At 39.5% G+C, this 22,785-nt stretch carries 24 protein-coding genes and 1 riboswitch; of the genes, 8 read left to right on the top strand and 16 right to left on the bottom strand.

The genetic code is table 11. From position 1 onward, the window contains the following. Positions 1 to 117: 117 nt before the first annotated feature. Positions 118 to 696, bottom strand: a complete 579-nt coding sequence (locus JIG41_RS22970) for a hypothetical protein (RefSeq protein ID WP_249406715.1) — start codon at positions 694 to 696, stop codon at positions 118 to 120. A 343-nt stretch (positions 697 to 1,039) separates the two neighbouring features. Here JIG41_RS22970 and JIG41_RS18655 point away from each other — a divergent pair, with 343 nt between their 5' ends. Further along, a complete protein-coding gene (locus JIG41_RS18655) occupies positions 1,040 to 1,285 on the top strand; it encodes an ogr/Delta-like zinc finger family protein (RefSeq protein ID WP_199525243.1) in 246 nt (81 codons plus the stop codon). Positions 1,286 to 1,485: 200 nt separating this feature from the next. On the opposite strand, the gene JIG41_RS18650 is transcribed toward JIG41_RS18655, so the two are convergent. The 7 genes from JIG41_RS18650 to JIG41_RS18620 form a co-directional block, all read right to left on the bottom strand. Continuing rightward, positions 1,486 to 3,273, bottom strand: a complete 1,788-nt coding sequence (locus tag JIG41_RS18650) for a PKD domain-containing protein (protein WP_199525242.1) — start codon at positions 3,271 to 3,273, stop codon at positions 1,486 to 1,488. A gap of 166 nt (positions 3,274 to 3,439) precedes the next feature. Further along, positions 3,440 to 6,031: a replication endonuclease gene (locus JIG41_RS18645; RefSeq protein WP_199525241.1), complete on the bottom strand. Its 2,592-nt coding sequence runs from the start codon at positions 6,029 to 6,031 to the stop codon at positions 3,440 to 3,442. Further along, positions 6,031 to 6,579: a 3'-5' exoribonuclease domain-containing protein gene (locus tag JIG41_RS18640; protein ID WP_199525240.1), complete on the bottom strand. Its 549-nt coding sequence runs from the start codon at positions 6,577 to 6,579 to the stop codon at positions 6,031 to 6,033. The genes JIG41_RS18645 and JIG41_RS18640 overlap by 1 nt, the downstream gene beginning before the upstream one ends. Next, positions 6,576 to 6,869 carry a hypothetical protein gene (locus JIG41_RS18635; protein ID WP_199525239.1) on the bottom strand — a complete coding sequence of 98 codons (294 nt, stop codon included), beginning with the start codon at positions 6,867 to 6,869 and terminating at the stop codon, positions 6,576 to 6,578. Before JIG41_RS18635 ends, JIG41_RS18640 begins: the two co-directional genes overlap by 4 nt. A 19-nt stretch (positions 6,870 to 6,888) precedes the next feature. Then, positions 6,889 to 7,485, bottom strand: a complete 597-nt coding sequence (locus JIG41_RS18630) for an SAM-dependent methyltransferase (protein WP_199525238.1) — start codon at positions 7,483 to 7,485, stop codon at positions 6,889 to 6,891. Next, positions 7,482 to 7,748 (bottom strand): hypothetical protein, encoded by a 267-nt coding sequence (locus JIG41_RS18625; RefSeq protein WP_199525237.1) that lies wholly within the window; start codon positions 7,746 to 7,748, stop codon positions 7,482 to 7,484. The genes JIG41_RS18630 and JIG41_RS18625 overlap by 4 nt, the downstream gene beginning before the upstream one ends. Before the next feature lie 9 nt (positions 7,749 to 7,757). Continuing rightward, positions 7,758 to 8,186 (bottom strand): hypothetical protein, encoded by a 429-nt coding sequence (locus JIG41_RS18620; protein ID WP_199525236.1) that lies wholly within the window; start codon positions 8,184 to 8,186, stop codon positions 7,758 to 7,760. 97 nt (positions 8,187 to 8,283) lie between these two features. On the opposite strand from JIG41_RS18620, the gene JIG41_RS18615 reads away from it, so the two are divergent. Beyond that, positions 8,284 to 8,562: a hypothetical protein gene (locus JIG41_RS18615; RefSeq protein ID WP_199525235.1), complete on the top strand. Its 279-nt coding sequence runs from the start codon at positions 8,284 to 8,286 to the stop codon at positions 8,560 to 8,562. Here the strand turns inward: JIG41_RS18615 and JIG41_RS18610 are convergent. From JIG41_RS18610 to JIG41_RS18600, 3 genes are read right to left on the bottom strand one after another with little or no spacing between them, the layout of a single operon-like run. Continuing rightward, positions 8,559 to 9,020 carry a hypothetical protein gene (locus JIG41_RS18610; protein WP_199525234.1) on the bottom strand — a complete coding sequence of 154 codons (462 nt, stop codon included), beginning with the start codon at positions 9,018 to 9,020 and terminating at the stop codon, positions 8,559 to 8,561. The two genes, JIG41_RS18615 and JIG41_RS18610, sit on opposite strands and share 4 nt — an antisense overlap. Positions 9,021 to 9,030: 10 nt before the next feature. Then, a complete protein-coding gene (locus JIG41_RS18605) occupies positions 9,031 to 9,324 on the bottom strand; it encodes an AlpA family transcriptional regulator (RefSeq protein ID WP_199525233.1) in 294 nt (97 codons plus the stop codon). Further along, a complete protein-coding gene (locus JIG41_RS18600; protein WP_199525232.1) occupies positions 9,321 to 9,539 on the bottom strand; it encodes a YdaS family helix-turn-helix protein in 219 nt (72 codons plus the stop codon). The genes JIG41_RS18605 and JIG41_RS18600 overlap by 4 nt, the downstream gene beginning before the upstream one ends. Positions 9,540 to 9,693: 154 nt before the next feature. Between JIG41_RS18600 and JIG41_RS18595 the strand changes: the two genes are divergently transcribed. Then, a complete protein-coding gene (locus JIG41_RS18595) occupies positions 9,694 to 10,320 on the top strand; it encodes a LexA family transcriptional regulator (RefSeq protein WP_199525231.1) in 627 nt (208 codons plus the stop codon). Between the two features lie 50 nt (positions 10,321 to 10,370). Here the strand turns inward: JIG41_RS18595 and JIG41_RS18590 are convergent, their stop codons facing one another. Both JIG41_RS18590 and JIG41_RS18585 read right to left on the bottom strand, forming a co-directional pair. After that, complete coding sequence (locus JIG41_RS18590; RefSeq protein WP_199525230.1) at positions 10,371 to 12,167, bottom strand: acyltransferase family protein; 1,797 nt, start codon at positions 12,165 to 12,167, stop codon at positions 10,371 to 10,373. A gap of 404 nt (positions 12,168 to 12,571) precedes the next feature. Beyond that, complete coding sequence (locus JIG41_RS18585) at positions 12,572 to 13,699, bottom strand: site-specific integrase (protein ID WP_249406714.1); 1,128 nt, start codon at positions 13,697 to 13,699, stop codon at positions 12,572 to 12,574. 138 nt (positions 13,700 to 13,837) lie between these two features. Between JIG41_RS18585 and sbcB the strand changes: the two genes are divergently transcribed. Further along, the gene (gene sbcB / locus JIG41_RS18580) at positions 13,838 to 15,289 is read left to right on the top strand and encodes an exodeoxyribonuclease I (RefSeq protein WP_199525229.1); all 1,452 of its coding nucleotides are present in this window, start codon (positions 13,838 to 13,840) and stop codon (positions 15,287 to 15,289) included. 104 nt (positions 15,290 to 15,393) lie between these two features. After that, a complete protein-coding gene (locus JIG41_RS18575) occupies positions 15,394 to 16,197 on the top strand; it encodes a hypothetical protein (protein ID WP_199525228.1) in 804 nt (267 codons plus the stop codon). A 65-nt stretch (positions 16,198 to 16,262) separates the two neighbouring features. On the opposite strand, the gene JIG41_RS18570 is transcribed toward JIG41_RS18575, so the two are convergent. Next, positions 16,263 to 17,144, bottom strand: a complete 882-nt coding sequence (locus JIG41_RS18570) for an NAD(P)-dependent oxidoreductase (RefSeq protein ID WP_036967732.1) — start codon at positions 17,142 to 17,144, stop codon at positions 16,263 to 16,265. Between the two features lie 119 nt (positions 17,145 to 17,263). Between JIG41_RS18570 and JIG41_RS18565 the strand changes: the two genes are divergently transcribed. Together JIG41_RS18565 and JIG41_RS18560 are read left to right on the top strand one after the other, a co-directional pair. After that, positions 17,264 to 17,779, top strand: coding sequence for a glutathione peroxidase (locus JIG41_RS18565; RefSeq protein ID WP_036967730.1), 516 nt, complete (start codon positions 17,264 to 17,266; stop codon positions 17,777 to 17,779). After that, positions 17,745 to 18,728 (top strand): 2-hydroxyacid dehydrogenase, encoded by a 984-nt coding sequence (locus JIG41_RS18560; protein ID WP_180311636.1) that lies wholly within the window; start codon positions 17,745 to 17,747, stop codon positions 18,726 to 18,728. The genes JIG41_RS18565 and JIG41_RS18560 overlap by 35 nt, the downstream gene beginning before the upstream one ends. A gap of 150 nt (positions 18,729 to 18,878) precedes the next feature. Here JIG41_RS18560 and JIG41_RS18555 read toward each other — a convergent pair whose 3' ends face one another. Further along, positions 18,879 to 20,204, bottom strand: coding sequence for a sodium-dependent transporter (locus JIG41_RS18555; protein WP_036967729.1), 1,326 nt, complete (start codon positions 20,202 to 20,204; stop codon positions 18,879 to 18,881). Between the two features lie 148 nt (positions 20,205 to 20,352). Between JIG41_RS18555 and JIG41_RS18550 the strand changes: the two genes are divergently transcribed. Continuing rightward, the gene (locus JIG41_RS18550; protein WP_074989314.1) at positions 20,353 to 21,093 is read left to right on the top strand and encodes a 4'-phosphopantetheinyl transferase superfamily protein; all 741 of its coding nucleotides are present in this window, start codon (positions 20,353 to 20,355) and stop codon (positions 21,091 to 21,093) included. On the opposite strand, the gene lysC is transcribed toward JIG41_RS18550, so the two are convergent. Then, on the bottom strand, positions 21,070 to 22,449 hold the full coding sequence (lysC, locus tag JIG41_RS18545; protein WP_065978684.1) for a lysine-sensitive aspartokinase 3: 1,380 nt from the start codon (positions 22,447 to 22,449) through the stop codon (positions 21,070 to 21,072). The genes JIG41_RS18550 and lysC overlap by 24 nt on opposite strands. Before the next feature lie 81 nt (positions 22,450 to 22,530). Beyond that, positions 22,531 to 22,703: riboswitch (Lysine riboswitch) on the bottom strand. Positions 22,704 to 22,785: the final 82 nt, after the last annotated feature.

The following is a 22,785-nucleotide window of genomic DNA, read 5'->3' as shown; positions in this document are numbered from 1 at the left end:
AGAATCAATAGTAATATACAATGAAATGAGGCCGCATTTGAGTTTAGGCATGGAAACCCCAAACCAAGTGCATAAAAAAGACCAGGAGCAAAAGCTACTGGCCTTCAATTAAAACCGTCAACGTATTTTAGGACGAGACAAATTGGCTAAATGATGCTGCCAGTATTCAATTCTTTGAATACTGTTTTCTATTCTATCGGTCACATGTTCATCCCTATTAGCTAATGGGGTTATTGCTTCCTGATAAACCGCCGCCATATAACAATGCTCATTTTCAGTACTACGTTTACTCGTACCAATATGTTCAATTTCTAATTCAAGCCTGTTAATTATTCTGCAGGTATGCTTTTCTAAATCATCATCTGAATATTCAAGGCTGGCTAGTAACGAATTTAGCTCAACCAATAAAGCATCTACTCTTTCTTTTATTAATTCTAATTTCATATCTTGCCTTTTTGAGTACCATTCAATTTCTAATGCGTTTTCAAATTTACCGGCAACAACTTCAAGACGCTTAAGTGCTCTTGTTAAATTTGGTCCTTGCACACCATTAAGCGTTGCGGCATTGGTTTTGCTAATGCCACGAACCAAGTAATCACCGAGTGCCGCTTTTATATCTTCGCTGGTACTTTTACCAAACGATAAAAGTGCATCTAACCGTTCTTGGCTTTGTGAGCCTTTATGCAAATATTTCATAATTTATTTATCACTTAACTGATAATAAACTAATGATATTTCAATATTAGGTAAATCGCCAGCTATTTGATCTTTTTGTTGTCACTTTATTGTCAAACATTGTCACTTTTTGACAATGCGATCTTTTTAAAATTGCTCACAGATCCTTTTACTGGGCTGGCTGGCGATTAATGGCGTGTCACAGGGGTTGTCAATTTGACGTGTTTTTTGCACGAAAGCGGAAGGCGAGGAGGAGTGATTTTTGGAGCCTTTTGGTTCTCATCTAATAGTTACATGGTTGTTTGGCATACACGCAAAGTCTGTATATAATAACAGTGTATTTTATTAACGATTGGTGGTTATTATGGCGCGGGTTACTTGTCCAAATTGCGTAGCTAAAGCAACAATTACGTCACGCGAAGCACAAAGCGCGCATGTGGTTAATTTATATTGCTCGTGCACAAATACTAAAGAATGCGGCGCTACGTTTAGAGTTACCCAATCGTTTGATCACTACTTAAACCCGCCTTGCAAATCTACCGCACAACTTGCCGCAGCACTTATTAAAAATTTACCACGTGAAAAGCAGCTCGAATTAATTGGACTTTAGTTCCTTATATGTTTAATACTTATCAAAAGCCCGCTTGTTTTGAGCGGGCTTAATAATTTTCTACATTGTCTTATAGTCAATTTTAAATTGACTATGTTAGTTTAATTTTGTAAAACTCTCTCATTTTTGCAGATAAACTCTGCGATATATAATATTAAAAACTCATTTACATATGAGCTCAAAACCAAAATCAAGAGTACTTAATTTGTACTTTCATCTCTCAGACACATAGAATATACAGGTTCAGCTTCATCATGTATGCTTCCCCAATCCCCACCAGGTAATAAGAGAGTTCCATAATAATCTAAAGAGATTGATGAGCCTGCTGCATAATAACCATCAGCTAAGCCAGGAAAGATATTGTAAACATAATTTGGATTATCTATATCAACCATACGGAAAAGTTCATATTTATTAGGATACCTCCAATCACTATATCCCCCAGTAGTTAAACTCGAACAGAAACTACGTGCTTCAGGCCAACCACGGTATCCATCATCATAAAAAGCTGGACTTACTCCCTGATACCACATAGTACCAAAGCCATCGGATACTGTACTATTATTGTTATCTTGAAATTTTGGTTTATAAGATATATTAAAATCTTCCATACTTTGAAGGCCTGAAGTGTCTGTAACTGTTAGTCTTACCGATAATGTTGGTAACTGAGGCTCACTTCTTCCGTCATCGTTTGAGGATGGGTTTGGGGGTGGAATAATTCCTATATTAATTACTTCCTCGGTCTTATCTATAAGAATACCTGAGGTCATACTTTCCCATAAAAATGATAACCTATCACCGTCAGGATCATAGCTATTACTTGCATCTAATACAATCGAATCACCGACCTGAATACCTCGATCTCCGTTAGAGACTGCAACTGGTGCGCGATTATTAGTTGATATACTAACCGAATCTTGAGCACTAAAATATTCGCCATCGCTCACAGTAAGACTAAATTGATATGTGCCCGGTATATCCGGTGTAAATGATGGATTCACTTTATCACTATTTACTAGAATTGCCTCACTACCGCTAGGTGCTGAAATTAACTCCCAATAGTAAGTCAATTCATCATTATCAATATCTGAAGACAAACTTCCATCTAAAATAGCCTCACTCCCTACATATCCAAAATTATCATCTCCAGCATTTGCTACTGGTTCTCGATTAATTAAAGCATCAACATCTGGTAAGTTAACAACTATTCCAACCTCTTCATAACGTGCGACTAGTTTTTCTTTTACTTTGAATAAATTTACTGATTGTGCAGATGAATTGATTGACTCAATTAAATCAGAGCTATCAACAACGCCATTGTCTGACAAGTCTTGAGCTAATCTTTCAATATATTCAAACAGCTGAGCTGAAGATTGATTTATGTTTTGGATAATGGCGGATATAAGTAGTAAATATGCATTACTATCACCATATTCAGATATGTTCATTTCTACAAAGTTTGTCATTTGCCAATTAACATCTATAAACGAAAAAGATTTCATTACTTCTTGTTCCGCTTGTACTTTTGCTTCTGAAAAGCTTAAGTTTTGATTCACTAGCTTTTGAATTCTTTTTTTTGAGATATGGGTCAGAATATTTACATTAATATCCTCCATACTATCAACGCTAGCTATAGCACTCAAACGTAATTTTGAGTTAGATAATGCTCCTGAAATTTCGTTAAAATAATAACCATCAGCATCAATTTCTAGGAAATCTTCATCTAATTTTAGATCAATTTTGTAATCGCCTTCATTACTTAATGTTTCTGAGGAAAATGTTTTACCTGTAGAAACTAAATTATTATTAAGCTCTTGAACTGTGACTTTAGAACCAACCGTAAAAGGGCCTTTTTGAATATGGCCACTCAATAAGTACGACTTTGGTTCTTGCGTTGTAGGAGGGGGAGTTACTGGAGAAATTTTTGTTGGTTCACCTCCACCTCCACAACCTCCTAAAAAAAGTCCAACAATTATTAGTTTTTTCATTCGAATACTCCATGTATTATTTTATAGTAATCCTAAAAACAAGGTTTAAATGCGTGTTATCTAAAATACTTTCTTCGTACCAACTACTCACTGAACTAAAATTAAAAATCACCAACATTAAATTAACCCTTTACACATATTTTTAATTGTAATTTAAATTACTTAATTAAGCCATTAAATCCAGTGCCCACCAGTCGTTATCGCTAACTGCTGATGCGCTGCCGTTGTTTACTAAAATTGCTAAGTCCCAATCGCCAATGGTGATCACGCCTTTTTTATTCTCGCCGTAATGAAACTGGCCTTGTTCATTGCGCGTTGCATTAAGGGTTTCGCGCCCGTCTATCTGTGCATATTGATAAGCGAGGTCTACTAGTTCACGCGCTTGCTGCCAGTGATCATCTGTTACGTGCCAGCTTGCCGATTTTTGAGCAAGTGATTTTGCTCGGTATTCAATAGCGAGGTGTTTGTTGTGTCTTATTTGCGCTGTTTCGTCTAAAACATGAAGTTGGCCGTTTTTAACCTGATAAATTTGGCCGTCTCTAGCGATCCTTTTACCGTCATTTAGATCCTTTTTTACCTGCATGATCTGTTTTTCATCACACCCGATCATATCTAGTGTTAACTCAGCGCTAGAGCCCACGGCTATAGGCGTACAGTTATTACCACTAGACCAAGATAGGTCGGCTGCGCCGACGTTGGTGCTAGCCTTAGCTGCGAGTTTTTCGGCTGTGCCTTTGAGTTGTCTGGTCCATTCGATAAGGCGCGTTTTTAAGCTGGTTGCATCCGTTACGTTATGCACGTTGTTAAACAAACGCGTAAGCACGGCTTTGTAATCAATGTTGGTCACAACGCCTTTAATGCGGCGAACTACTTCGGCGTAGTCGTTGCCCATGGGGGTATCTTCGTACATTGATTTAAAATTAGCGGCGCGGCCAATACACATGCCGCCCTGTAGTTTTACGTAGTCTTTCCAGTTAGCGTTATCTGCTGCATGGCGAATAGGCTCTATTATTTCATCTTTTACAGCGGTTCGCATACGGCGCAGCTCGCGGTAAACGGTAACGCTTGGCGAACCCTGAAACTGAAATTGCCGTATGTTCCACGTACTCGCCCAAGCTAAAACGGGGTTAGCCTGCTCTTGCAGGTTCTCGCCTGTTTCAGCGTCTACGTGATCGGTAAGCATATAACCATCAATATTTTTACTGATGTATTTAGCAATGTAGGCCGCTGCACTGCCCTTACTTTTATCGAGCTTTACAGCGTCAAAACGCGGGCTGAATGTGCGGTAAAATTTGGTAGGCGCTTTATGGTTTTTCGCCTTAATTTTTTTAGGCTCTCTGTTTTCAGCCTTGGCTTTTTCGGTTTCTTCTTTTTTGCGCTGTATGGCTACTTCGTTAGCCTTCTTTTTAGCAAAGCCCCAAGCGCTGCGCTTTTGTTTATACAGTTTGAATAAGTGAGTTTTCTCAGTATGAGCACGATATTTAACACAGGCCTCAACGGTTTTTATGTGTGTGCCGTGGGTGTTTATATCTACAAATTTGTTGAATACTTTTGCTCGAGTGAGCTCTGGGCCATAACGGTCGTAAAGCTCGCTTTTGTCTTCTTGGATAAAGTACCAACGTAAAATAGCGTTGATTTCTTGAAGCTTATTTTTTGGCATGAATAGCATCATGTGCCAATGTGGGCAACCGTCGGCGTGTGGCTCAACTACGCGCACACCAAAGTATTTTAGGCCACGGCGATTAAGCTTAGAACGGGCACGAGCCCATGTTGTAGTTAAATAATTTTGTGCATCTTTAGGCGTTGAGCCATCCCACGTACTTGCATTAGCATGAAAACGTGCCGGGCACGTAATGGTGTAAAACATAGCAACATAGCCCATTTCGTCGGCTAGTTCTTCAGTTTCACGAATGCGTAACATTAACTCGTTACGACGGTTAGCTGGGTTTGCCATGCCGCTTTTTACGGCTTCGATTAGGTCAATGACATCGCCGTCACTGCTTTGTAGCTCCATCATTTCTAAGAACTGACGGCCACTGGCTTGGGCAAAGCTAAATTCACGCTGTGCTTGCTTTGATGAATACGGGCTAATACCACGGCGTTTAGGCTTTTTGCTTTTTTTGTCGTGGTAAAGGTCTTTACCCACTTGACCAGTGGCTATTTCAAGCAGCTCTAAAAACTGTTTGCGCAGGGTTTTTAATTGGCGAGCCCACCACTTATCACAGTGCATTTTAAGCAAGGCTATTTCAAAGCACGCTGGCGGTAGGTCGTCTTCTCGCATATTATAAAACGGCACATTCACACCAAACGATTTTGCATGTTCGGCTACTGCCTCATACGTAAGACGTGCTATTTTTTCATAGCTTAGGCGCTGATGTTCTTCGCTGACATCAAGGGCAATTTGCACACATTCCATGGCAAGCGTGCCCGCATGTTTTTTAGTTTTTTCAATACTGCTTAAAATATGCCACGGCAATGGCATATTTTGAGTAATACTAAACAACACGCCAAAGCGTGGTTTTAATCTTGCAACAGTGCGGCGCAGCCACGTATTTGCACGGAACTGGCTACCCGCCTTTTTTTGGTTATAACGATCAATGTACTTACGAGCCATGCGACTTTGCAAAGGCACAGGAACGCTTTGTAAACCACGCGCTAAAAAGTTGCGGTCGTCGATATCGCTAATAGACGAAATTAAGCCCTTAGCTATACCAGATAGTCTAAGGGCGTCAAGATCGAGCGGTCTAGGGTTAGCCATTACAAGTTAAGGCTCTTCATCAGATCGCTTGCAAGGTTTGCTTTTAACTTAACAATGTCTGTTGCGTGTACCGCATTAAATCCAAGTTCATCAAGATTGCTAAAAACCACTTTTGATATAGTGCTTAGCTCCATTGTGGAACTTGAATACCAATATCGGCCAGTAATGTGATCACTATTGCCAATGTAATCTAAAAGCAGTTGATGCAATATTCCTGCGTCACTAAAATCATTACCTGTGCTCCAAATAATACGAGCGCTCATAGGCTCAATTTGGCACAGCCATTCAGCAAACGAACCTAATGCAAAATCAATATCAGTTCCTAAGCCTTCATCATCAGGATAATTGGTTCGTAAGTAATGCCCCCACTGTGAGTTAAACGCCGCTGTCGCAGTGCCTAACCTATCCTGGTTTTCTGGTGATATAATCTCGTGAAACTCAGCGCCAATTACACCTGTTTTTGGGTCAAAAAATACCGCCGCAATTTCAACAACCATTGCGCTTGAGCGATTATCTAAACGGGTTAAATGCACCATTACATTATTCATGCTGCACCGCTGTCTAAGTCGATTAACTCAGGTTCGCCATGTATTTGCGCGGCATCTAATGCCATCGCCATTTGGTCATAAATTGGGACGTATTCAATATGATCGGCAGCTATAAACTTAATCACAGGCATAAAATCAGCGAGGCAGTTTTCGCATTCCATCAGCATGACAACTGTTGGACGTTTGGCTAAATTACGAATCGTAAAATTAGCTTGGTCTACCGCATGTAAAACGATATTGCGAAGTAATTGCTGATTTTTAGATAGATCTTGGTCTTTGATAGTATTCATTTTCAGTAGTCCTTGGGGGTTAAATTACAAACAGGTTTGGTGTGAGGTTTTCTTTTGCCGTTTTGCAAAATACAAAATGGGCGTATTCAATTGAATCTGTTTTACTTGGTTTTTCAGGGTTAAAGCCTGGCCGTTTGTGATGCACAAACACAGAGTGCAGCGGCATGGTTTGCCACATTTCAAAACGCTTTTGTGTGCCTAACCAGTTAAGGCGTTGAAGCATAATCACTAAACCATGTGGTTTAACATACGTTAGTGCGTTATATAAAAATTCTTCTGAGATACTAAACGGAGGGTTAGTGATCACAGTGTCGTAATGCTCTTGCCCTTTACATGTTAAAAAGTCATGTCCTTTTTTACTGGCACGGCTATCTGTACGAATATCCCAACTTTCAACATTAAAATAACCATGCGTATTTAATACAGCTGGGTAGCTCATTTCGTATTTATCGCAACCGCCAGCACTTGGGTCGAGTATGTCGTTACCCAAATCTAGTGGCGTTTTTGCATGTGGGCTTGCAGGATTTACAGCGTCTAAAAATTCACTGATCAACCAATGAGGCGTTACGTAATAATCATCTTTGTTACTTATCGTGCCACGATTTCTTGAACTCATGATCTCACCTCTGAAAGTGCTTTTCTCAACATACGAATAGACTCTTCACAGCCACCTGTAGATTCAACCCAACCTATTGTTTGCTGTATTCCATCTATAAGTATTTGCTTGTTTTTTAATTCTTTTGAAAGTCTGTAGACCAAAACACGTATTTGTGATTTACCTTGGTTCTGTGAGTTTGTGATTATTGGCTTTTGTGTTTCAGAGTGTTCAATAACCATTTTCGAGACGCCGTTATTCTTTTCAACCATTAATTTGGCCATGATCAGTCCCTAGTGTGAATGCACAGTTAAGTGTGAATAGTCGGTGTTGGCATTTTCACGCGGGGCGTTTTGCACAAACTTAGCCGGTGCTATTGCGTTGGCGTCAACGAATGCTTTAACCAGTTCTTGTAACTGCAAAATGGCTTTGTGAAATTTAAGGCGTGTTGGTGTGTCGTATTCTGCAAAGTTATCTTTTTGCTGTAATGGTTTTACACCTGCCGCATAACAAACAAGGTCGCGCTCTTGCTTGCTTAGCACTGAGTTATAAACATGTTCAGCGGTGTGTCGTTTATCACCTCGCATGGCTCTAATCTCAGCAAGCCCTTTAGGTATATGGCAGCCTTCAAGTGGTTTTAACGGCGCTGGACAGGTTGCTGACTCTGATGCATCAATATTTACACCGCGATTTTTAACGATTTGTAATGCTGCATTTGCCATAACTTATTAACCTCACTCTAATTTATGTAAAAACCCTCTTTGTTCTGGTATGTTGCAAGTGCGAATATTCACAAACCAAAACAAAGAGGAAAACCTTATGTTTAATCACCAATCTGATTCATTAATTGATAATGTCGATTTTAATAAAGCCGCAACTTATGTGCTTACAAACTTACGTGGAGCATTTCCTGAAGCTGTTTTATTCAAACATCCAGATAAAGCAGTAATTGGCACGTTAGCTTTTTTAACCTTTGAAAAATACGTAGCGCTTGCGGCTGATAACGAACACTATGTAATTACTCAAAACGGCGTTGAATTTCTAAAAGAACTAGAATTAGATGCTTCAATTCAAACTACCGTTGGCCTTGCTGACTAAATAGCTAACTCAGCATCAAGCAGCCCTTTTATAAAACGATTTAATTTGGCTGCTTTCTCTTCGTTGCCTTCTAATGCTTTTGAATATGTGATGGCATTCACAATAGCCACGGCTTGTTCCGTCACTGGTAAATCAACAAATTTACTGAGTGGTTTAGGTTGTTTTTTAATAACGTTAAAATAAGCAGCAATAGCTAATCCTAATGATCGACCCGAAAACCCCTCTTCGTAAGGTAATAAACCTTCAAAGATTGCTTCTAATTTTTTAATTCTTAGCTGAGTCACAGCCATTACTTGAAGTTCTTCTAATCGTGCATTCAAGCATTCGACTTGCTCATTATCATCAGCGGCGTTTTTAATTCGCTTTTCTACAGATTCAATATCTTTCATTATGAAATCTGGTATTTCATAATCATCACTTAAAACAACGTCCAATAATGGGTCTTTTTCAGTAGTCATTACCTTCTCCCTAGTTATTTACTTGCTGTTGGTATTGGGTTCTAAACGCTATTAGCTCGTTAATGCGGTAATAGTTGCTTTTGCCGAACTGCACTGGTTTTGGGAAACCGTCAAACTTGCTGAGTTTCCAAAACTTGGCGTGGGCACAGCCTAAAACTTCCATCGCTTCTACTTTGCTTACTAGGCGGTCTTTTTGCTCTTCAAGCTCAGCGCGTAGTTGATTGTTTTCTTGCAGTAGCGCAAACAACACGGCTTTTGCGTCTGGGTGAATATCTAATAAGATGATTTGTTGTTCAGTGCTCATGCTGCATCTTCCTTGTTGCTTTTTTGATGATCGGCCAGTAAATCGTTTACAGATACCTCGCCGTTAGTTAGTTCTGAAATACGCGGTATGTACTTCGCAGGGGCTTGGCCGAATTTATTCATCCAATCCCACACAGAAGCCTGTTTTACACCTAAGGCGTTGCCTAATTTGGTTTGCCCACCATAGATTTTTACAGCTTTAGTGATGTTATTCATAGTTCAACACCTTAAATTACAGTTTGTAGCTGTATTAAAGTACAGTTTATAGGTGGTTGTCAATACCCTTTTTAACTGTAAAATAGTTAAAAACTGTAATTTAACTGTATTTTTAAATTTTGAATATGTTGATTTGAATGATAAAGGACTACTCATGAGCATCGGAAATAGAATAAAAGAAAGACGTAAAGAGCTTAAACTTACTCAAGTTAAGTTGTCTGAAATGATAGGTATTGCACAACAGTCACTACAAAAAATCGAAAATGGAACCACTAAAAACCCGCGCAACATTCAGGCATTAGCTAACGCTTTAGAGTGTCCCCCAGAGTTTTTACAGTTTGGTATTGGTGACAGCAAAGACATCAACAGCAATGTATCACCAGGACCATCAATTAAAGCTACAGCCCCACTTATCAGCTGGGTGCAAGCCGGTGCTTGGTCAGAAATAAGTGAAATTAAAGCGTATGACGCAGAGCGTTATATGTGCCCGGTTAATTGCAGTGATCTAACCTTTGTCTTAAAGGTGCAAGGTGTGAGCATGGAACCTAAATTCCATGAAGGTGATTTGATTTTTGTAGACCCTGAAGCCGAATGCATCCACGGTTCGTACGTAGTAGCCCGCCTAGACGACGACAACCAAGCCACGTTTAAACAGCTCATTATCGAAAGCGGCCACAAATTCCTAAAAGCCGCCAACCCCAACTGGCCTGAACAACTAATTCCTATTAATGGCAATTGCACGTTAGTGGGTAAAGTGATATTTACGGGTAAATCGCTTTAAAAATAATAGGGTAATTAAAATTACCCTATTCGCAATGCAGCTCCCTCAGCTTAGTTTTTTAAAATGACCTCAAAAACATCATTGATTCTTTTACTACCTGTGATAGTTAAATGGTCAGTATCAAAATATAATGGCACGCCTTTATTTGTAGAATATTCACAAGTAGGCTTGCAAAATAAATCAACTATAGGTAATGATGTAAAATTTTCATCATCGATCTCTCTAATGTATTTAATTTGCTCTAGGTTTTCCTCTAAATAATCAGCTTTCGTCATTACCCCTATTTTATCTTCATTATTCACCATCAAACTATACATACCACTAGGTATATGATGCTTCCACATTGGAACGGGCTCAATAAAATACACTTTTATTCCTTCAAACTTTGCAAGTTCAATGAAGTTTTGTAGTACTTCATTAGATATTGAGTGTGATTTAAAATGTAGAATTAACTTATCTATTTTTTTACTTACAGCATCTTCAATGATTTTTTCAGGTGTAATACCATTCTTCATTAATGGAGTATTTTGAACTATAAAGAAAACTTTTGTTTGATGTTCTATTGAAGTTTCTCTTAGTGCTTCCTTAATTGAGTCTGCATGGCTATTACCTACCAACATAATTTTTTGATTTGGACTATTTATTTCAGAAGTTAAATCACAAGATATAGCTCTAGGCTCTATGACTCTAATTAATTTACCACAGCGGTATGTACTTCTATCGGTAGATGCTTCAAATATAAGCTGCTCCCCTTTAGGTATGTATATATTTTGAGCAAATAACAAGACTAAGATAACTCCCATCAAAACGATTGAAGGAATAATAACAAGCTTTCTAACGCTATATTTAAATTTCCTAGATTCAATAAAATAATATAAAAGCATTGATGCTATGATTATTAATACGCTTATAATTAAGCCATCTACGAAGCTATCAGCTCCTAATTTTGTTCCTGAAAATGGCTCTGATAAATATATAACTATTACCGGGAAATGGATTAAATAAATAGAGTAGGAATATTTTCCTAGCCGTTCTAATAGCTTAGAAATCATGAACTTTTCAACTATTGATGGTAAACCAAAAACTAGTACAGATGCAGTTGCTAAGCTTACTAGCAAAGCTAAAATACCTGGGTGTCCATATAGAGCACTTAATGCATCACCATCAACCGAAATAAATGGAATCATTAATAGGAATGTCAAACCAAATAAACCTAACCAGTTATATTTATAAAACTTTAAGCTGCCATTATTTGTAAAATAGTATGCCGCACCATAACCTATTAAAAACTCCCACAATCTTAAAGGCATCATAAAAAAAGATGTTTTAGGTGATATACCCACAACGACCAAACATAATATAAAGCTCATGCTCATAATTAAAAAGTAGTTTATTTTACTTTTTTTTAACAACCAAAAAATTATTGGGACAATAATATAAAATTGAATTTCAACACCTAAAGACCATAAGTGGAGAAGTGGATTGAAGTGAGATTTACTAAAATAGGATGCCTCCATCCAAAAGCCTATGTTAGATGCGAATGCAGTAGCGTATATAGTTTGATTTATTACTTGAGAAGCCTCATTCATTGTTGTGAACAAAAATGATGCAATTAAAGTGAATAATATCACTACATAGTAAGGAGGGAGTAATCTTCGTGCTCTTCGAAGATAGAAACCTGATTTATTATCTTCGTCATATAAGACAGCCATTAAAAAGCCACTAATGACAAAAAAAACATCTACGCCTAAAAAACCGCTTTTTAACGAGCTAAACCCAAGATGAAAGAGAACCACCAATAATACTGCGATCCCTCTTAATATTTGTATATCTGAACGATAGTTCATACTTTCTCACTAATAAATATAATACAGGCCTGTACTAGGTAAAGTCACTCCTAGTCAGACCAGCCCACCCTAAATAAGATTATATAAAATCAAGACTTTAGGGACCCATGATGATACATGGCTTTCATATAAAAATACTCTCCATGTAATAGGTAGTAATTAAAATAAAAATGTTAAAATCATTCAATAAATTACTTTATTAACATCCATTTAAGATAACACCCACTTCTTTAACGATCAATCCATAATTTACTTACGTAAGGACTGGCAAGCTCCATTTTACTAGGAGAAAAAGACTGTTAATTAATGGTCTTTGTTGTTTTTTGTAACTCCACTTTTATTGCATCTTCTATAAGCTGGTAATATAACTCGTACCCTTCTGCTTGCTCTTTTATCCAATCGTGTTAGTTGTATACGGCCATTACGCCGCGCATGGTATGACCTAGCATTTTTTCGGTTACGTGTGGCGCTACGCCATTTTCACTAAGCAATGTTGATATTGATCGGCGGGCGTCGTGCGGTAGGAACTTGGGCGTTTTGTATTTTTCAAATAGGTGATCCCACATTCGACAGCAATAGCGGTTAATGCTGTGGGTGGTCATTGGTTTGTTTGGTTTACTGCCCGGTATTAAATACCCGCTGCGACCATATACCATGGCAAGGGTGTCTAAGATGCTTTTCATTTTGGTTGATATTGGCCGGCGGATGGCTTTATTTGTTTTTGAGTTTTCGGGCGGTACTGTCCAAATGTTGTTGTCAAAGTCGAAGTGTTCCCACTTGGCTAAGCGAACCTCTGATTGCCGTGCACCTGTTATATAAATTAGCTGCAAACATGCTTTGGTTGCTGGGGTGGCTTTTGAGCTTTCGATTTGAATCCAAAGTTTTGCAATTTCGTCAAAGCGCATTACTCGCTGGCCTACCGATGATTGCTCGCCAATATCGTTTACGTTTAAGGTTAACACTGGGTTAAATGGTTTTATATCACCGCGTTTTTCAGCCCACCCTATTATAGATTTTATACGTACTAATATAGCACCTGCGGTTTTAGCGCTGCCCTTTGCTTTTACATCATCAAAGTATTTTATCCAATCTTTTATGGTCATTAGATCAAGTGGCTTGGCTTCATCATTTAAAAATGGCACAACCCATTTGCTGACTTGATGTGTATAAAGGGTTTGGGTTTTATCTTTTAGGTCAGGTACTTTTTTCTCTAACCAATCAGCTGCTACTTTAGCCATGGTTGGTAAACCTTTGGCTTCATTGCGCATGAGCTTTAGCTCTATGCGTGGGTCTTTTCCTTGGCTGAGCCAGTTTTGAAAATGGGGTATGTAGTCTTGTGCTTGTTTAATGGTTAAACCAGGATAACGGCCAAGCGAGATAATTACCTGCTTGCCATCAACACGACAACGGTATTGCCATGTGATTGTGCCTTTAGCTGATACCCTTACACTTAAACTATCTCTGTGCGATAATACGCAAGGTGTTTGATTTTTATCTAGCAGCTTTCTTAATTTGGTGTCGCTGATCGCCATTTAATTTTTTATACACAGTTAGCAAAAAATTTATACACGATACTATACACACAATGCGCAGATTGCAACATACTCGAAAATACAAGAAAAAATAAAATCGCAGTAAAAAACCGCATAAATAAAGGGCTAAGAGACAGAATGAGCGAACCAACATATTACGAAAACCAACCTACGATATACTGGCATGACTACGAGACCTTTGGCGCCAGTCCGCAAAAAGACCGCCCGAGTCAATTTGCTGGCATACGTACCGATCTTGATTTAAATATTATTGGTGAGCCGCTTATTGAATATTGTAAACCCGCGGCAGACTATTTACCGCACCCAGAGGCGTGTTTAATAACCGGCATTACACCACAAATAGCCATGCAAAAAGGACTGCCTGAAGCCGAATTTATGGCAAAAATTCATGCCGAGTTTAGTCAGCCTAACACCTGTGTAGCTGGCTATAACAGTATTCGCTTTGACGATGAAGTAACACGTTACAGTCTATATCGTAATTTTTATGACCCTTACGAGCGAGAGTATAAAAACAATAATAGCCGTTGGGATATTATTGACCTTGTTCGTGCTTGTTATGCGTTGCGACCAGAAGGTATTGAGTGGCCATTAAAAGATGATGGCACACCCAGCTTTAAACTTGAGCATTTAACTGTTGCTAACGGCATAGAACATGCCGCAGCTCACGACGCGTTAAGTGATGTTACTGCAACCATTGCGCTTGCAAAGCTTATAAAAGAAAAACAACCCAAGCTGTATCAATTCTTTTTTGGTTTACGCTCTAAAAAAGCGCTGGCTGATTTAGTTGATGTGTTCAACATGACACCGCTGGTACATACTTCATCACGCATACCGGCAAGCCAAGGCTGTACTAGCTGGATAGCGCCAATGAGTTTTCATCCAGTCAACAAAAACGCCATCATCTGCTTTAATTTAACAGATGATCCGCAGGTGTTATTAGATTTATCGGTTGAAGAGTTACGGACACGCCTTTACACCAAACACACCGACCTTGGCGAAAACGAGGCCCCTGTCGGCTTAAAGCTAGTTCACTTAAATAAGTGCCCTATTCTTGCGCCCGCTAAAACACTATTACCAGAAAATGCCGCACGCCTAGGGATAGACCGCGAAAAGTGTTTGCAAAACCTTGCTATTTTAAAAGCCAATACTGAACTTCGCGACAAAGTAACCGAAGTATTTAACGAACAACGTGACTACGGTGAAACACATAACCCTGACTATCAACTTTATGATGGCTTTACGAGTCATGCAGATAAAGCCAAATTTGCCATTATTCGCGATGCAAGCCCTGAGCAACTGGCCACAATGCAGTTAGATTTTGAGGACAAAAAGTTTAATACCTTGTTGTTTAGATACCGTGCTCGCAACTGGCCACACACCTTAAGCCAAGACGAACTTGCACAGTGGCGTATGTATTGCCAAAATAAATTAATGCACGGCGATGACAGTCCTTCTATTAGCGCACACGATTTTATGATTACGCTCGAAAATTTAGCTCATGAGCACGACGATAATGAAAAAAATCTGCACATTTTAAAAGCACTGTATAACTACGCACAAAGTATGTAATATAACCATCAATTACCATGCTTTTTGTAAAAATGGCACCTTATAAGATTAAACCGTTTATACAAAAAGCAATGCTCTAACATTATATAAATAAAGGAATATTTATGAAAAAAAGTATGCATTTTACCCTATTTGTCATTTTATTCATTGGCATAAGCCATGCCTACTCTTTTGAATCCAAAATGGATTTCGAAACTTACATACGCGCTTGTATATATAAACCTGATGCTAGCTATATGGGTCAGTGTAATGAGATGGGAGTAGATTACGAGAAGATTGATACAACACTTTATTCTGAAAATAATGATTCAATCTCATTTTCTACAAATGTCATTAAATCTAGGGCAGTTATATTTAAACAGTTCCACCATGACTTTATAATTAATTGTAATGCTTGCTCAGCACCAACAAGTGTTTCTGATACTTTCAGTGCCTTCACTCGCTTTAAAAAAGCTTTTGAATCAAGTGCATTACATAGCGCATTTACTTCCACAGTTGTAACCAGAAATAACCGCAATACCTCAGAGCCAAGTGTGCAAAACAATGGAACAAGTTTCAGTGAAGACTTCAAAAACTTTGCAAGCGGAACTATAGATTTCAAAGATGTATTTGCATCCTTGTTTGATAGTGGAGACCAAAATATCGTCTTAGTAAAAGACAGTCGCGGCGAACCTTTTGCACTAATAGAGATAAAAAATGGCAAATATAGCTTAGTCGCAGATTTAACGAAAACAGTTAAGAACTCAGATGGTTCAACACTCTTCAATGCAAACCTAAGTACCAGTAATACACAACCTTTTGTAGATATTGTCTATGGGGGCTCACTTAATATAGGCACTCATTGTAAAATTGCCTTTACGAAAGCTGAAAATGAGCAAAGATTAGTCTCGCAAGTTAGCTGCTATTAAAATAGTTTTTATAAGAGTTCACATGTGCCTAGCAATGCTAGGCACTATTTATGACCAATACCCCATTACTTTTTATGCAACGCCTCAATACGTGCTAATAAACTAGAGGTGTCGTATCGGCCGCCGCCTAAGGCTTGTACATCGGCATAATACTGGTCAACTGTTGCCGTCATAGGCAACGTTGCGCCGTTCGCTTTTGCCTCATCAAGAGCAATGCCTAAATCTTTACGCATCCAATCGACTGCAAAGCCAAATTCGTACTCACCTGCCCACATTGTTTTGTAGCGGTTTTCCATTTGCCATGAACCTGCGGCACCTTTAGAAATTGTTTCAATCACTTTTTCACCATCAAGACCAGCTTGTTTAGCAAAGTGAAGTCCTTCTGCTAAGCCCTGCACTACACCGGCAATACAAATTTGGTTCACCATTTTGCAAAGCTGACCTGAACCTACTTCACCTAATAGTTGGCTAAAACGACTAAAAGCAGCCATGACAGGTTGCACAACGCCAAAGTCAGCCTCTGCGCCACCCACCATCACCGTGAGAACACCATTCTCTGCACCAGCCTGACCACCAGACACAGGGGCATCTAAAAACGCAATACCTTGTTGCTTAGCTTTAGCACCCACTTCACGAGCGACTTCTGCTGAGGTCGTTGTATGGTCAACTAAATAGCTACCGGCTTGCATGCTAGCCAGTACACCATTTTCGCCGTACACCACTGAGCGTAAATCATCGTCGTTACCAACACACATAAACACAATGTCAGCGTCTTTTGCCGCTTCTTTTGGCGTTTCGCTGTAGTGACCTTGATATTCTGATACCCACTTTTGTGCTTTCGCTGTCGTGCGGTTATAAACAGTCACGTGATGACCTGCGTTAGCAAGATGACCCGCCATAGGGTAACCCATGACACCTAATCCGATGAAGGCGACTTTCATTGACATAAAACTGACCTATTTGAGTGATAAATTAGTAACAATTTCATTATCTCAATCGAATAACTAAAAAGCGAATGAAAAAGCGTTCATTAATTTTAAGTAAGTTAAAAACACACAGGTAAAACATGGATAGTATATATCGTTTTAATGCCCAGCTTGCGTCTGGTGAAAATTTTAGCCTTGCGTCGCTACAAGGCAAAACAGCTCTTATTGTTAACATTGCCAGTAAATGTAATTTTTCGATGCAAATGGCAAGTCTCGAAAAACTCTACAACACATATAAAGACCATAATTTTACTGTGCTGGGTTTTGCCTGTAACCAATTTGGTCATAATGAGCCACTCGAAGGTGGAGAATTATTAGCGTATTACCAGCAACACTTTAATGTAAGCTTTCCTCTTTTTAATAAAGTGCTCGTTAATGGGCCTGAGGCGCATCCGTTATTTAATTATTTAAAATGCCATACACGTGGAATTGCGCAAAACCGCGCAATTAAATGGAATTTCACCAAATTTCTTATAAACTCAGAAGGTCAACTCATTGCACGGTACGCCCCGCGTACCAAACCTGAAACCCTCAAAATGGTGATAGAGAGTAATTTAAATGATAAAGCTGGCCTTATTCAGTGCGCAAAAATATGAGAAACCCTTCTTTGACAATAACTCAACTAATTACAGTGAGTCTGTTTCTCTGAGCTTCATTGAGCAATCACTGAATATAACAACCGCACCATTAAGCAAAGGTTTTGATGCTGTATGCGTGTTTGTTAACGATACCGTTGATAAACACGTCATTTCTGCTTTAGCGAACGATGGTGTTAAAGCCATTTTATTACGCTGTGCTGGCTTTAATAATGTTGACCTTGAAGCCGCCAAAGAGCATGGAATAAAAGTTTGCCGCGTACCCGCTTACAGCCCAGAAGCAGTTGCAGAGCATTGTATTGCGCTCATGTTGACACTTAATCGCAAAACACATAAAGCATTTAATCGCGTTCGCGAAGGCAACTTTGATTTAAATGGCTTACTCGGCTTTAACCTATTTAAAAAAACCATTGGCATTATTGGCTGTGGTAAAATTGGCTTAGCACTGGTAAATATTTTAAATGGTTTTGGCGCTAACGTTTTAGTGTGTGATCCTAAAGTAAAAGCAGGGCCATTTACGTTATGTGACTTAGATACCCTACTCACGCAAAGTGATGTCATTTCTTTGCACTGTCCACTAAATGAGCACACCCATCACTTAATTAATGAAGCTGCATTTGAAAAAATGAAAGAAGGTGTCATGTTAATCAACACCTCACGCGGTGCGCTACTAGACAGTAAAGCCTGTATCAATGCGCTAAAATCAAAAAAAATTGGCTATCTGGGGCTTGATGTTTACGAACAAGAATCAGAACTGTTCTTTAAAGATCACCGTGAAGAAATTATGCAGGATGACATTTTTTCTCGCTTAGTCAGTTTCCCAAACGTACTTGTTACAGGCCACCAAGGTTTTTTCACTCAAGAAGCCCTTAACGAAATAGCTTGCACCACACTGCAAAGTGCTAATGAGTTAAGCCAAGGCTTGCCACTGACTAATGAAGTTATTTAAATGCGCTTAACTCTATGCGCTTAAAATAATTCTATGCGCTTAAAATAGTTCTATGCTCTTAAAATAACTCTATGCACTTAAACAATAAGGGCGTAAGGTTTGCGCCCTACGCCTTTTAAACAAGTGACTCTCGAATTAAAGCTGATCGTTTTATTTCAACAGTGCCACATTCACGAACACTGCGGTCATCAGTAACGGACACACAAAACGAATGTACTGAGCGAACCAATAATGTGGGCCACTCGACACTTGGTGTAATTTGTTACCACGTTTCCATAACCAACCTACAGTAATGAAATAAAACAGCCCCATCAGCGGTAATTGGTATTGTGTTAATACCATAATCACTAAGCCAAATAACCAATCAAAGTTAAGAATGATCAAAGATGAAGCAACAAACACAACTAAGGTCACAAATAACGTGGCTTGTTTACGCTCAATGCTGTGATTTTCAACTAAAAATGCGACAGGGATTTCAGTTGATGAAATAGTTGAGGTCACCGATGCAATCGACATCAACACAAAAAACAACAAGCCAACCAGTAAGCCTACTTGCCCCATAGTGCTAAAAAGCTCAGGTAATATTGCAAAAATTAATTGCCCCTCACCGACTAGCTTACCATTACTGAATACCTCAACGCCGTTGTGCTGAGCAACAAAAATGGCAGGAATAATTAATAACCCTGCTAAAAATGCCACACCCGTATCAAGCAATGCAACCGTGCCTGTAAGTTTTGGTAAGTTGGCGTCTGGCTTTAAATATGAGCCATATACCATCATACACCCCACACCTAACGACAATGAAAAGAACGCTTGCCCCATCGCGGCAATAATTAAGTTTGCATCGAAAATTTGACTAAAATCAGGGACTAAATAAGCAGCAAAGCCATCCATTGCGCCATCAAGGGTGGCAATATAAGCAATTAAAGCCACCAGCAACACTAACAATAGTGGCATTAAGCGGCGTGACCAGGTCTCGATACCCGATTTAACCCCTTTTAAAATAATACTGGCTGTTAAGATAAGCATGAGTGGCGTAAACACAAAATTGCGCGCCATTGAATCACTGTGTAAAAAGTCACTGAGCTTAGCTAAACCAAAAAAGCTAGCGATTGGTTCAAGCGCATATGCGAGCATCCAACCTGCAACAATCGAATAAAAACTTAGCATCACAATGGCGCCAAATAGGCCTATGTAACCCGCTGCGGCACCGACTTTTGGCGAGGTATCTTGCCATGCACTTGATAACGCTTTAACAGGATTTGCTTGCGCTTGATGACCTAAATACAGTTCCGTGTACAAGGCTGGAAGCGCTAATAAGAAAATAACAATAAAATAAACAAGTAAAAATGCACCGCCGCCATGGTTTGCCGCTTGCGTTGGGAACCCCCAAATATTACCTAAACCTACTGCCGCACCAGAAGCGGCGAGAACAAAACCAATACGACTTTGGAAGCCGTCACGAACTTGTGCCATACATCTACATTTCTGTTATTATTTTTCCTCATTAAACCATAATTACAGTCAACTGCGTAAACAATTTGCGTTTGTGTGTGCCTGCAACCGTGCATTTGCTGTAAAAATAAACAAATCTAATTCTGAGTATATGCGAAAGCCGCAAACCATGAGCAGTCACTATTTTTCTAACACTTTAAAAATTGATTCAGCAGTAAGTTCAGCTGATAAACAAATCGTACTTGTGGATGCTTCACATATCGATATTAGTACCCTGCCGGTTAGTAAATTACTCAGCCAGTTTGAGCAAAGCGTACTTGCAAAGCGCAAAGTACAAGCAGCAAAACAAGAGTACATTGCCACACGGTTAACACTTAAGTATTTATTAAAACTCAGCGTTCCAGCATTTAAAAACACACCTCTTTGCGACATTTCAAGCCAATTTGATGACGCAGACAGCAAGCTTAAACTACACACGCCTGAGGGTGAGCCCATTTGGGCCTGTTTATCGCATTCGCGTGGTTTTATCGGCGCAGCACTCAACCCTGAGCAACATAAATTTGGTTTCGATATTGAACACTGCACAAAAACACGTCCCTTTGTAAAACTTGCCAAACACTTTTATCACCAAGAGGAAGTCAACCTAATTAGCGCCTTTAACGATATAAACGAGCAAGCTGGGTGTTTTTTTAGAATTTGGACACTCAAAGAAGCGTTGGCCAAAGCAACTGCACAGCCTATCGCTAAGCTCTTGAGCCCAAATGTGTTTGAGGAAATTGAAAAACATAGCTTGACCGCATCAAGCCGAACCGTAAATGATTTTGATATTAGCGTGGTGGCACAAAAAAGCACTGACTGGCAGTGCTCTTTTATGACATTTGACGACTTACGCCGCGTTTTGGCTTTCTAATAAACGACTATGAATAGCTTGAACAACAAGGTCAGACTCACTCTGCTCAACTAAAAAGCACAGGTTATGTTTACTTGCACCATGGCAGATTAAGCGAATATTAAAATCACTCAATACCTGCATTAAGTTAGTTTCTTGCTGACGTAATTGAATTTCTGAACCAATTAATGCTACCAGCGTTAAGTTATTCTCAACCGATACATGACAAAACTCAGAGAGTTTATCTAAACAGGCTTGATCAAGCTCTGGGCGTGATGCGTTAGGTGCGTTATCTAAGGTAATTGCCACACTAATTTCAGAGGTTGTTACTAAATCAACCGAGATATTAAACTCACTTAAAATAGTGAAAACACGCGCTAAGAAACCACTGGCTAAAAGCATTTCTGGGCTTTTAACCGTTAAAAGAATTTGATTTTTACGCTGTGTGACTGCTCGAATACCAGGCTGCTCTGACTTTTCTTTTTCAATCCATGTGCCCCCTAATTGCGGTTCACGGCTTGAGCCAACAAACACGCTAATATGGCTGCGACTTGCCGGTAAAATAGTCGCGGGGTGCAATACTTTTGCCCCAAATGTTGCCATTTCAGCTGCTTCGTCAAAGCTTAGTCGTGCAATAGGCGTGGCTTTTACACATAAACGCGGATCAGTACTGAAAATACCCACTACATCAGTCCAAATATGCACACTTTTAGCGTTAATTGCTTCTGCAAGCAATGCCGCGCTGTAGTCAGAACCACCTCGGCCTAACGTGGTTGTTTGGTTGTGCTCATCACTGCCAATAAAGCCTTGGGTTACCACAACTTGTTCTGCTAATAAGGGCACTAAATGTTTTTGTGCTGCCGCGGCTGTTGCAGCAATGTTTGGGGTAGCTTTTGCAAATTGACTATCTGTTTTTAAGACTTTACGCACATCAAATCGCACAGCATCTAAGCCCTGACCACGCAGTACTTGAGTAAATAAATAAGATGACAAGCGCTCACCAAAGCTCAGCAGTTCATCTTGCTCTGCGGCCGATTTAGCCCCTGCTGCTGCAAGCGTTTGAAATGCTTTTAAGGTTTCATCAAAGCCATGAGCTAAATCAGCATCCAGCGACAGCTCGGCTAAAATATTTTCTTGAATAGCAATAACACCTGTGATGTGTTCATCGCGCTGTGCTGCGCTTAAATCACCTTTACACAGTGCAACTAAATGATTGGTTACGCCCGCACTTGCACTCACTGCAACAACGCGTACTTGATTATCTGCGCAGACAATTTCTGCACAACGACTCATGGCGTCAAAGTTAGCTACACTGGTGCCACCAAATTTTGCAACTACATAATCTGATTTCGAGTTGGCGGCTAATTGGGTATTCATGTCGTCTCCTTTTGTGGGTAACAATCCACATTAATTCAAGAAGAACTCGGCAAGGGGTGCTTTGATAAAAAAGAGTAGTCCACTGCCAGAAGCTCTCCACCTAGTTTGGTGACAGTTTTGAGGATTCAGCCCCATAAACCGAAAAATAACCGCGACGACCGATTACTTTCCTCGGCGAGTACTTCCCTCTTTAATGGTCATTGGCAATCGTCACCTCACATTAAATACCTAAGTATCGCACCTCTTCTGAATGTTAAGTTAACACCTGGTTAAAATAACAAAGCCTGCTATAAAAAGCAGGCTTTGAAACTTATCGTTTAGACGTCTAGCTGTCAA

This window comes from Pseudoalteromonas sp. bablab_jr011, from assembly GCF_016464045.1.
Taxonomy (GTDB): domain Bacteria; phylum Pseudomonadota; class Gammaproteobacteria; order Enterobacterales; family Alteromonadaceae; genus Pseudoalteromonas; species Pseudoalteromonas lipolytica.
Note: the sequence above shows the minus strand (reverse complement) of the source record. Positions and strands in the feature narration are given on the sequence as shown.

Bases quoted from the DNA above. Each gene is read 5' to 3' on its own strand.
- JIG41_RS22970 (WP_249406715.1), bottom strand. From the start codon at position 696: ATGAAATATTTGCATAAAGGCTCACAAAGCCAAGAACGGTTAGATGCA.
- JIG41_RS18655 (WP_199525243.1), top strand. From the start codon at position 1,040: ATGGCGCGGGTTACTTGTCCAAATTGCGTAGCTAAAGCAACAATTACG.
- JIG41_RS18650 (WP_199525242.1), bottom strand. From the start codon at position 3,273: ATGAAAAAACTAATAATTGTTGGACTTTTTTTAGGAGGTTGTGGAGGT.
- JIG41_RS18645 (WP_199525241.1), bottom strand. From the start codon at position 6,031: ATGGCTAACCCTAGACCGCTCGATCTTGACGCCCTTAGACTATCTGGT.
- JIG41_RS18640 (WP_199525240.1), bottom strand. From the start codon at position 6,579: ATGAATAATGTAATGGTGCATTTAACCCGTTTAGATAATCGCTCAAGC.
- JIG41_RS18635 (WP_199525239.1), bottom strand. From the start codon at position 6,869: ATGAATACTATCAAAGACCAAGATCTATCTAAAAATCAGCAATTACTT.
- JIG41_RS18630 (WP_199525238.1), bottom strand. From the start codon at position 7,485: ATGAGTTCAAGAAATCGTGGCACGATAAGTAACAAAGATGATTATTAC.
- JIG41_RS18625 (WP_199525237.1), bottom strand. From the start codon at position 7,748: ATGGCCAAATTAATGGTTGAAAAGAATAACGGCGTCTCGAAAATGGTT.
- JIG41_RS18620 (WP_199525236.1), bottom strand. From the start codon at position 8,186: ATGGCAAATGCAGCATTACAAATCGTTAAAAATCGCGGTGTAAATATT.
- JIG41_RS18615 (WP_199525235.1), top strand. From the start codon at position 8,284: ATGTTTAATCACCAATCTGATTCATTAATTGATAATGTCGATTTTAAT.
- JIG41_RS18610 (WP_199525234.1), bottom strand. From the start codon at position 9,020: ATGACTACTGAAAAAGACCCATTATTGGACGTTGTTTTAAGTGATGAT.
- JIG41_RS18605 (WP_199525233.1), bottom strand. From the start codon at position 9,324: ATGAGCACTGAACAACAAATCATCTTATTAGATATTCACCCAGACGCA.
- JIG41_RS18600 (WP_199525232.1), bottom strand. From the start codon at position 9,539: ATGAATAACATCACTAAAGCTGTAAAAATCTATGGTGGGCAAACCAAA.
- JIG41_RS18595 (WP_199525231.1), top strand. From the start codon at position 9,694: ATGAGCATCGGAAATAGAATAAAAGAAAGACGTAAAGAGCTTAAACTT.
- JIG41_RS18590 (WP_199525230.1), bottom strand. From the start codon at position 12,167: ATGAACTATCGTTCAGATATACAAATATTAAGAGGGATCGCAGTATTA.
- JIG41_RS18585 (WP_249406714.1), bottom strand. From the start codon at position 13,699: ATGGCGATCAGCGACACCAAATTAAGAAAGCTGCTAGATAAAAATCAA.
- sbcB (WP_199525229.1), top strand. From the start codon at position 13,838: ATGAGCGAACCAACATATTACGAAAACCAACCTACGATATACTGGCAT.
- JIG41_RS18575 (WP_199525228.1), top strand. From the start codon at position 15,394: ATGAAAAAAAGTATGCATTTTACCCTATTTGTCATTTTATTCATTGGC.
- JIG41_RS18570 (WP_036967732.1), bottom strand. From the start codon at position 17,144: ATGTCAATGAAAGTCGCCTTCATCGGATTAGGTGTCATGGGTTACCCT.
- JIG41_RS18565 (WP_036967730.1), top strand. From the start codon at position 17,264: ATGGATAGTATATATCGTTTTAATGCCCAGCTTGCGTCTGGTGAAAAT.
- JIG41_RS18555 (WP_036967729.1), bottom strand. From the start codon at position 20,204: ATGGCACAAGTTCGTGACGGCTTCCAAAGTCGTATTGGTTTTGTTCTC.
- JIG41_RS18550 (WP_074989314.1), top strand. From the start codon at position 20,353: ATGAGCAGTCACTATTTTTCTAACACTTTAAAAATTGATTCAGCAGTA.
- lysC (WP_065978684.1), bottom strand. From the start codon at position 22,449: ATGAATACCCAATTAGCCGCCAACTCGAAATCAGATTATGTAGTTGCA.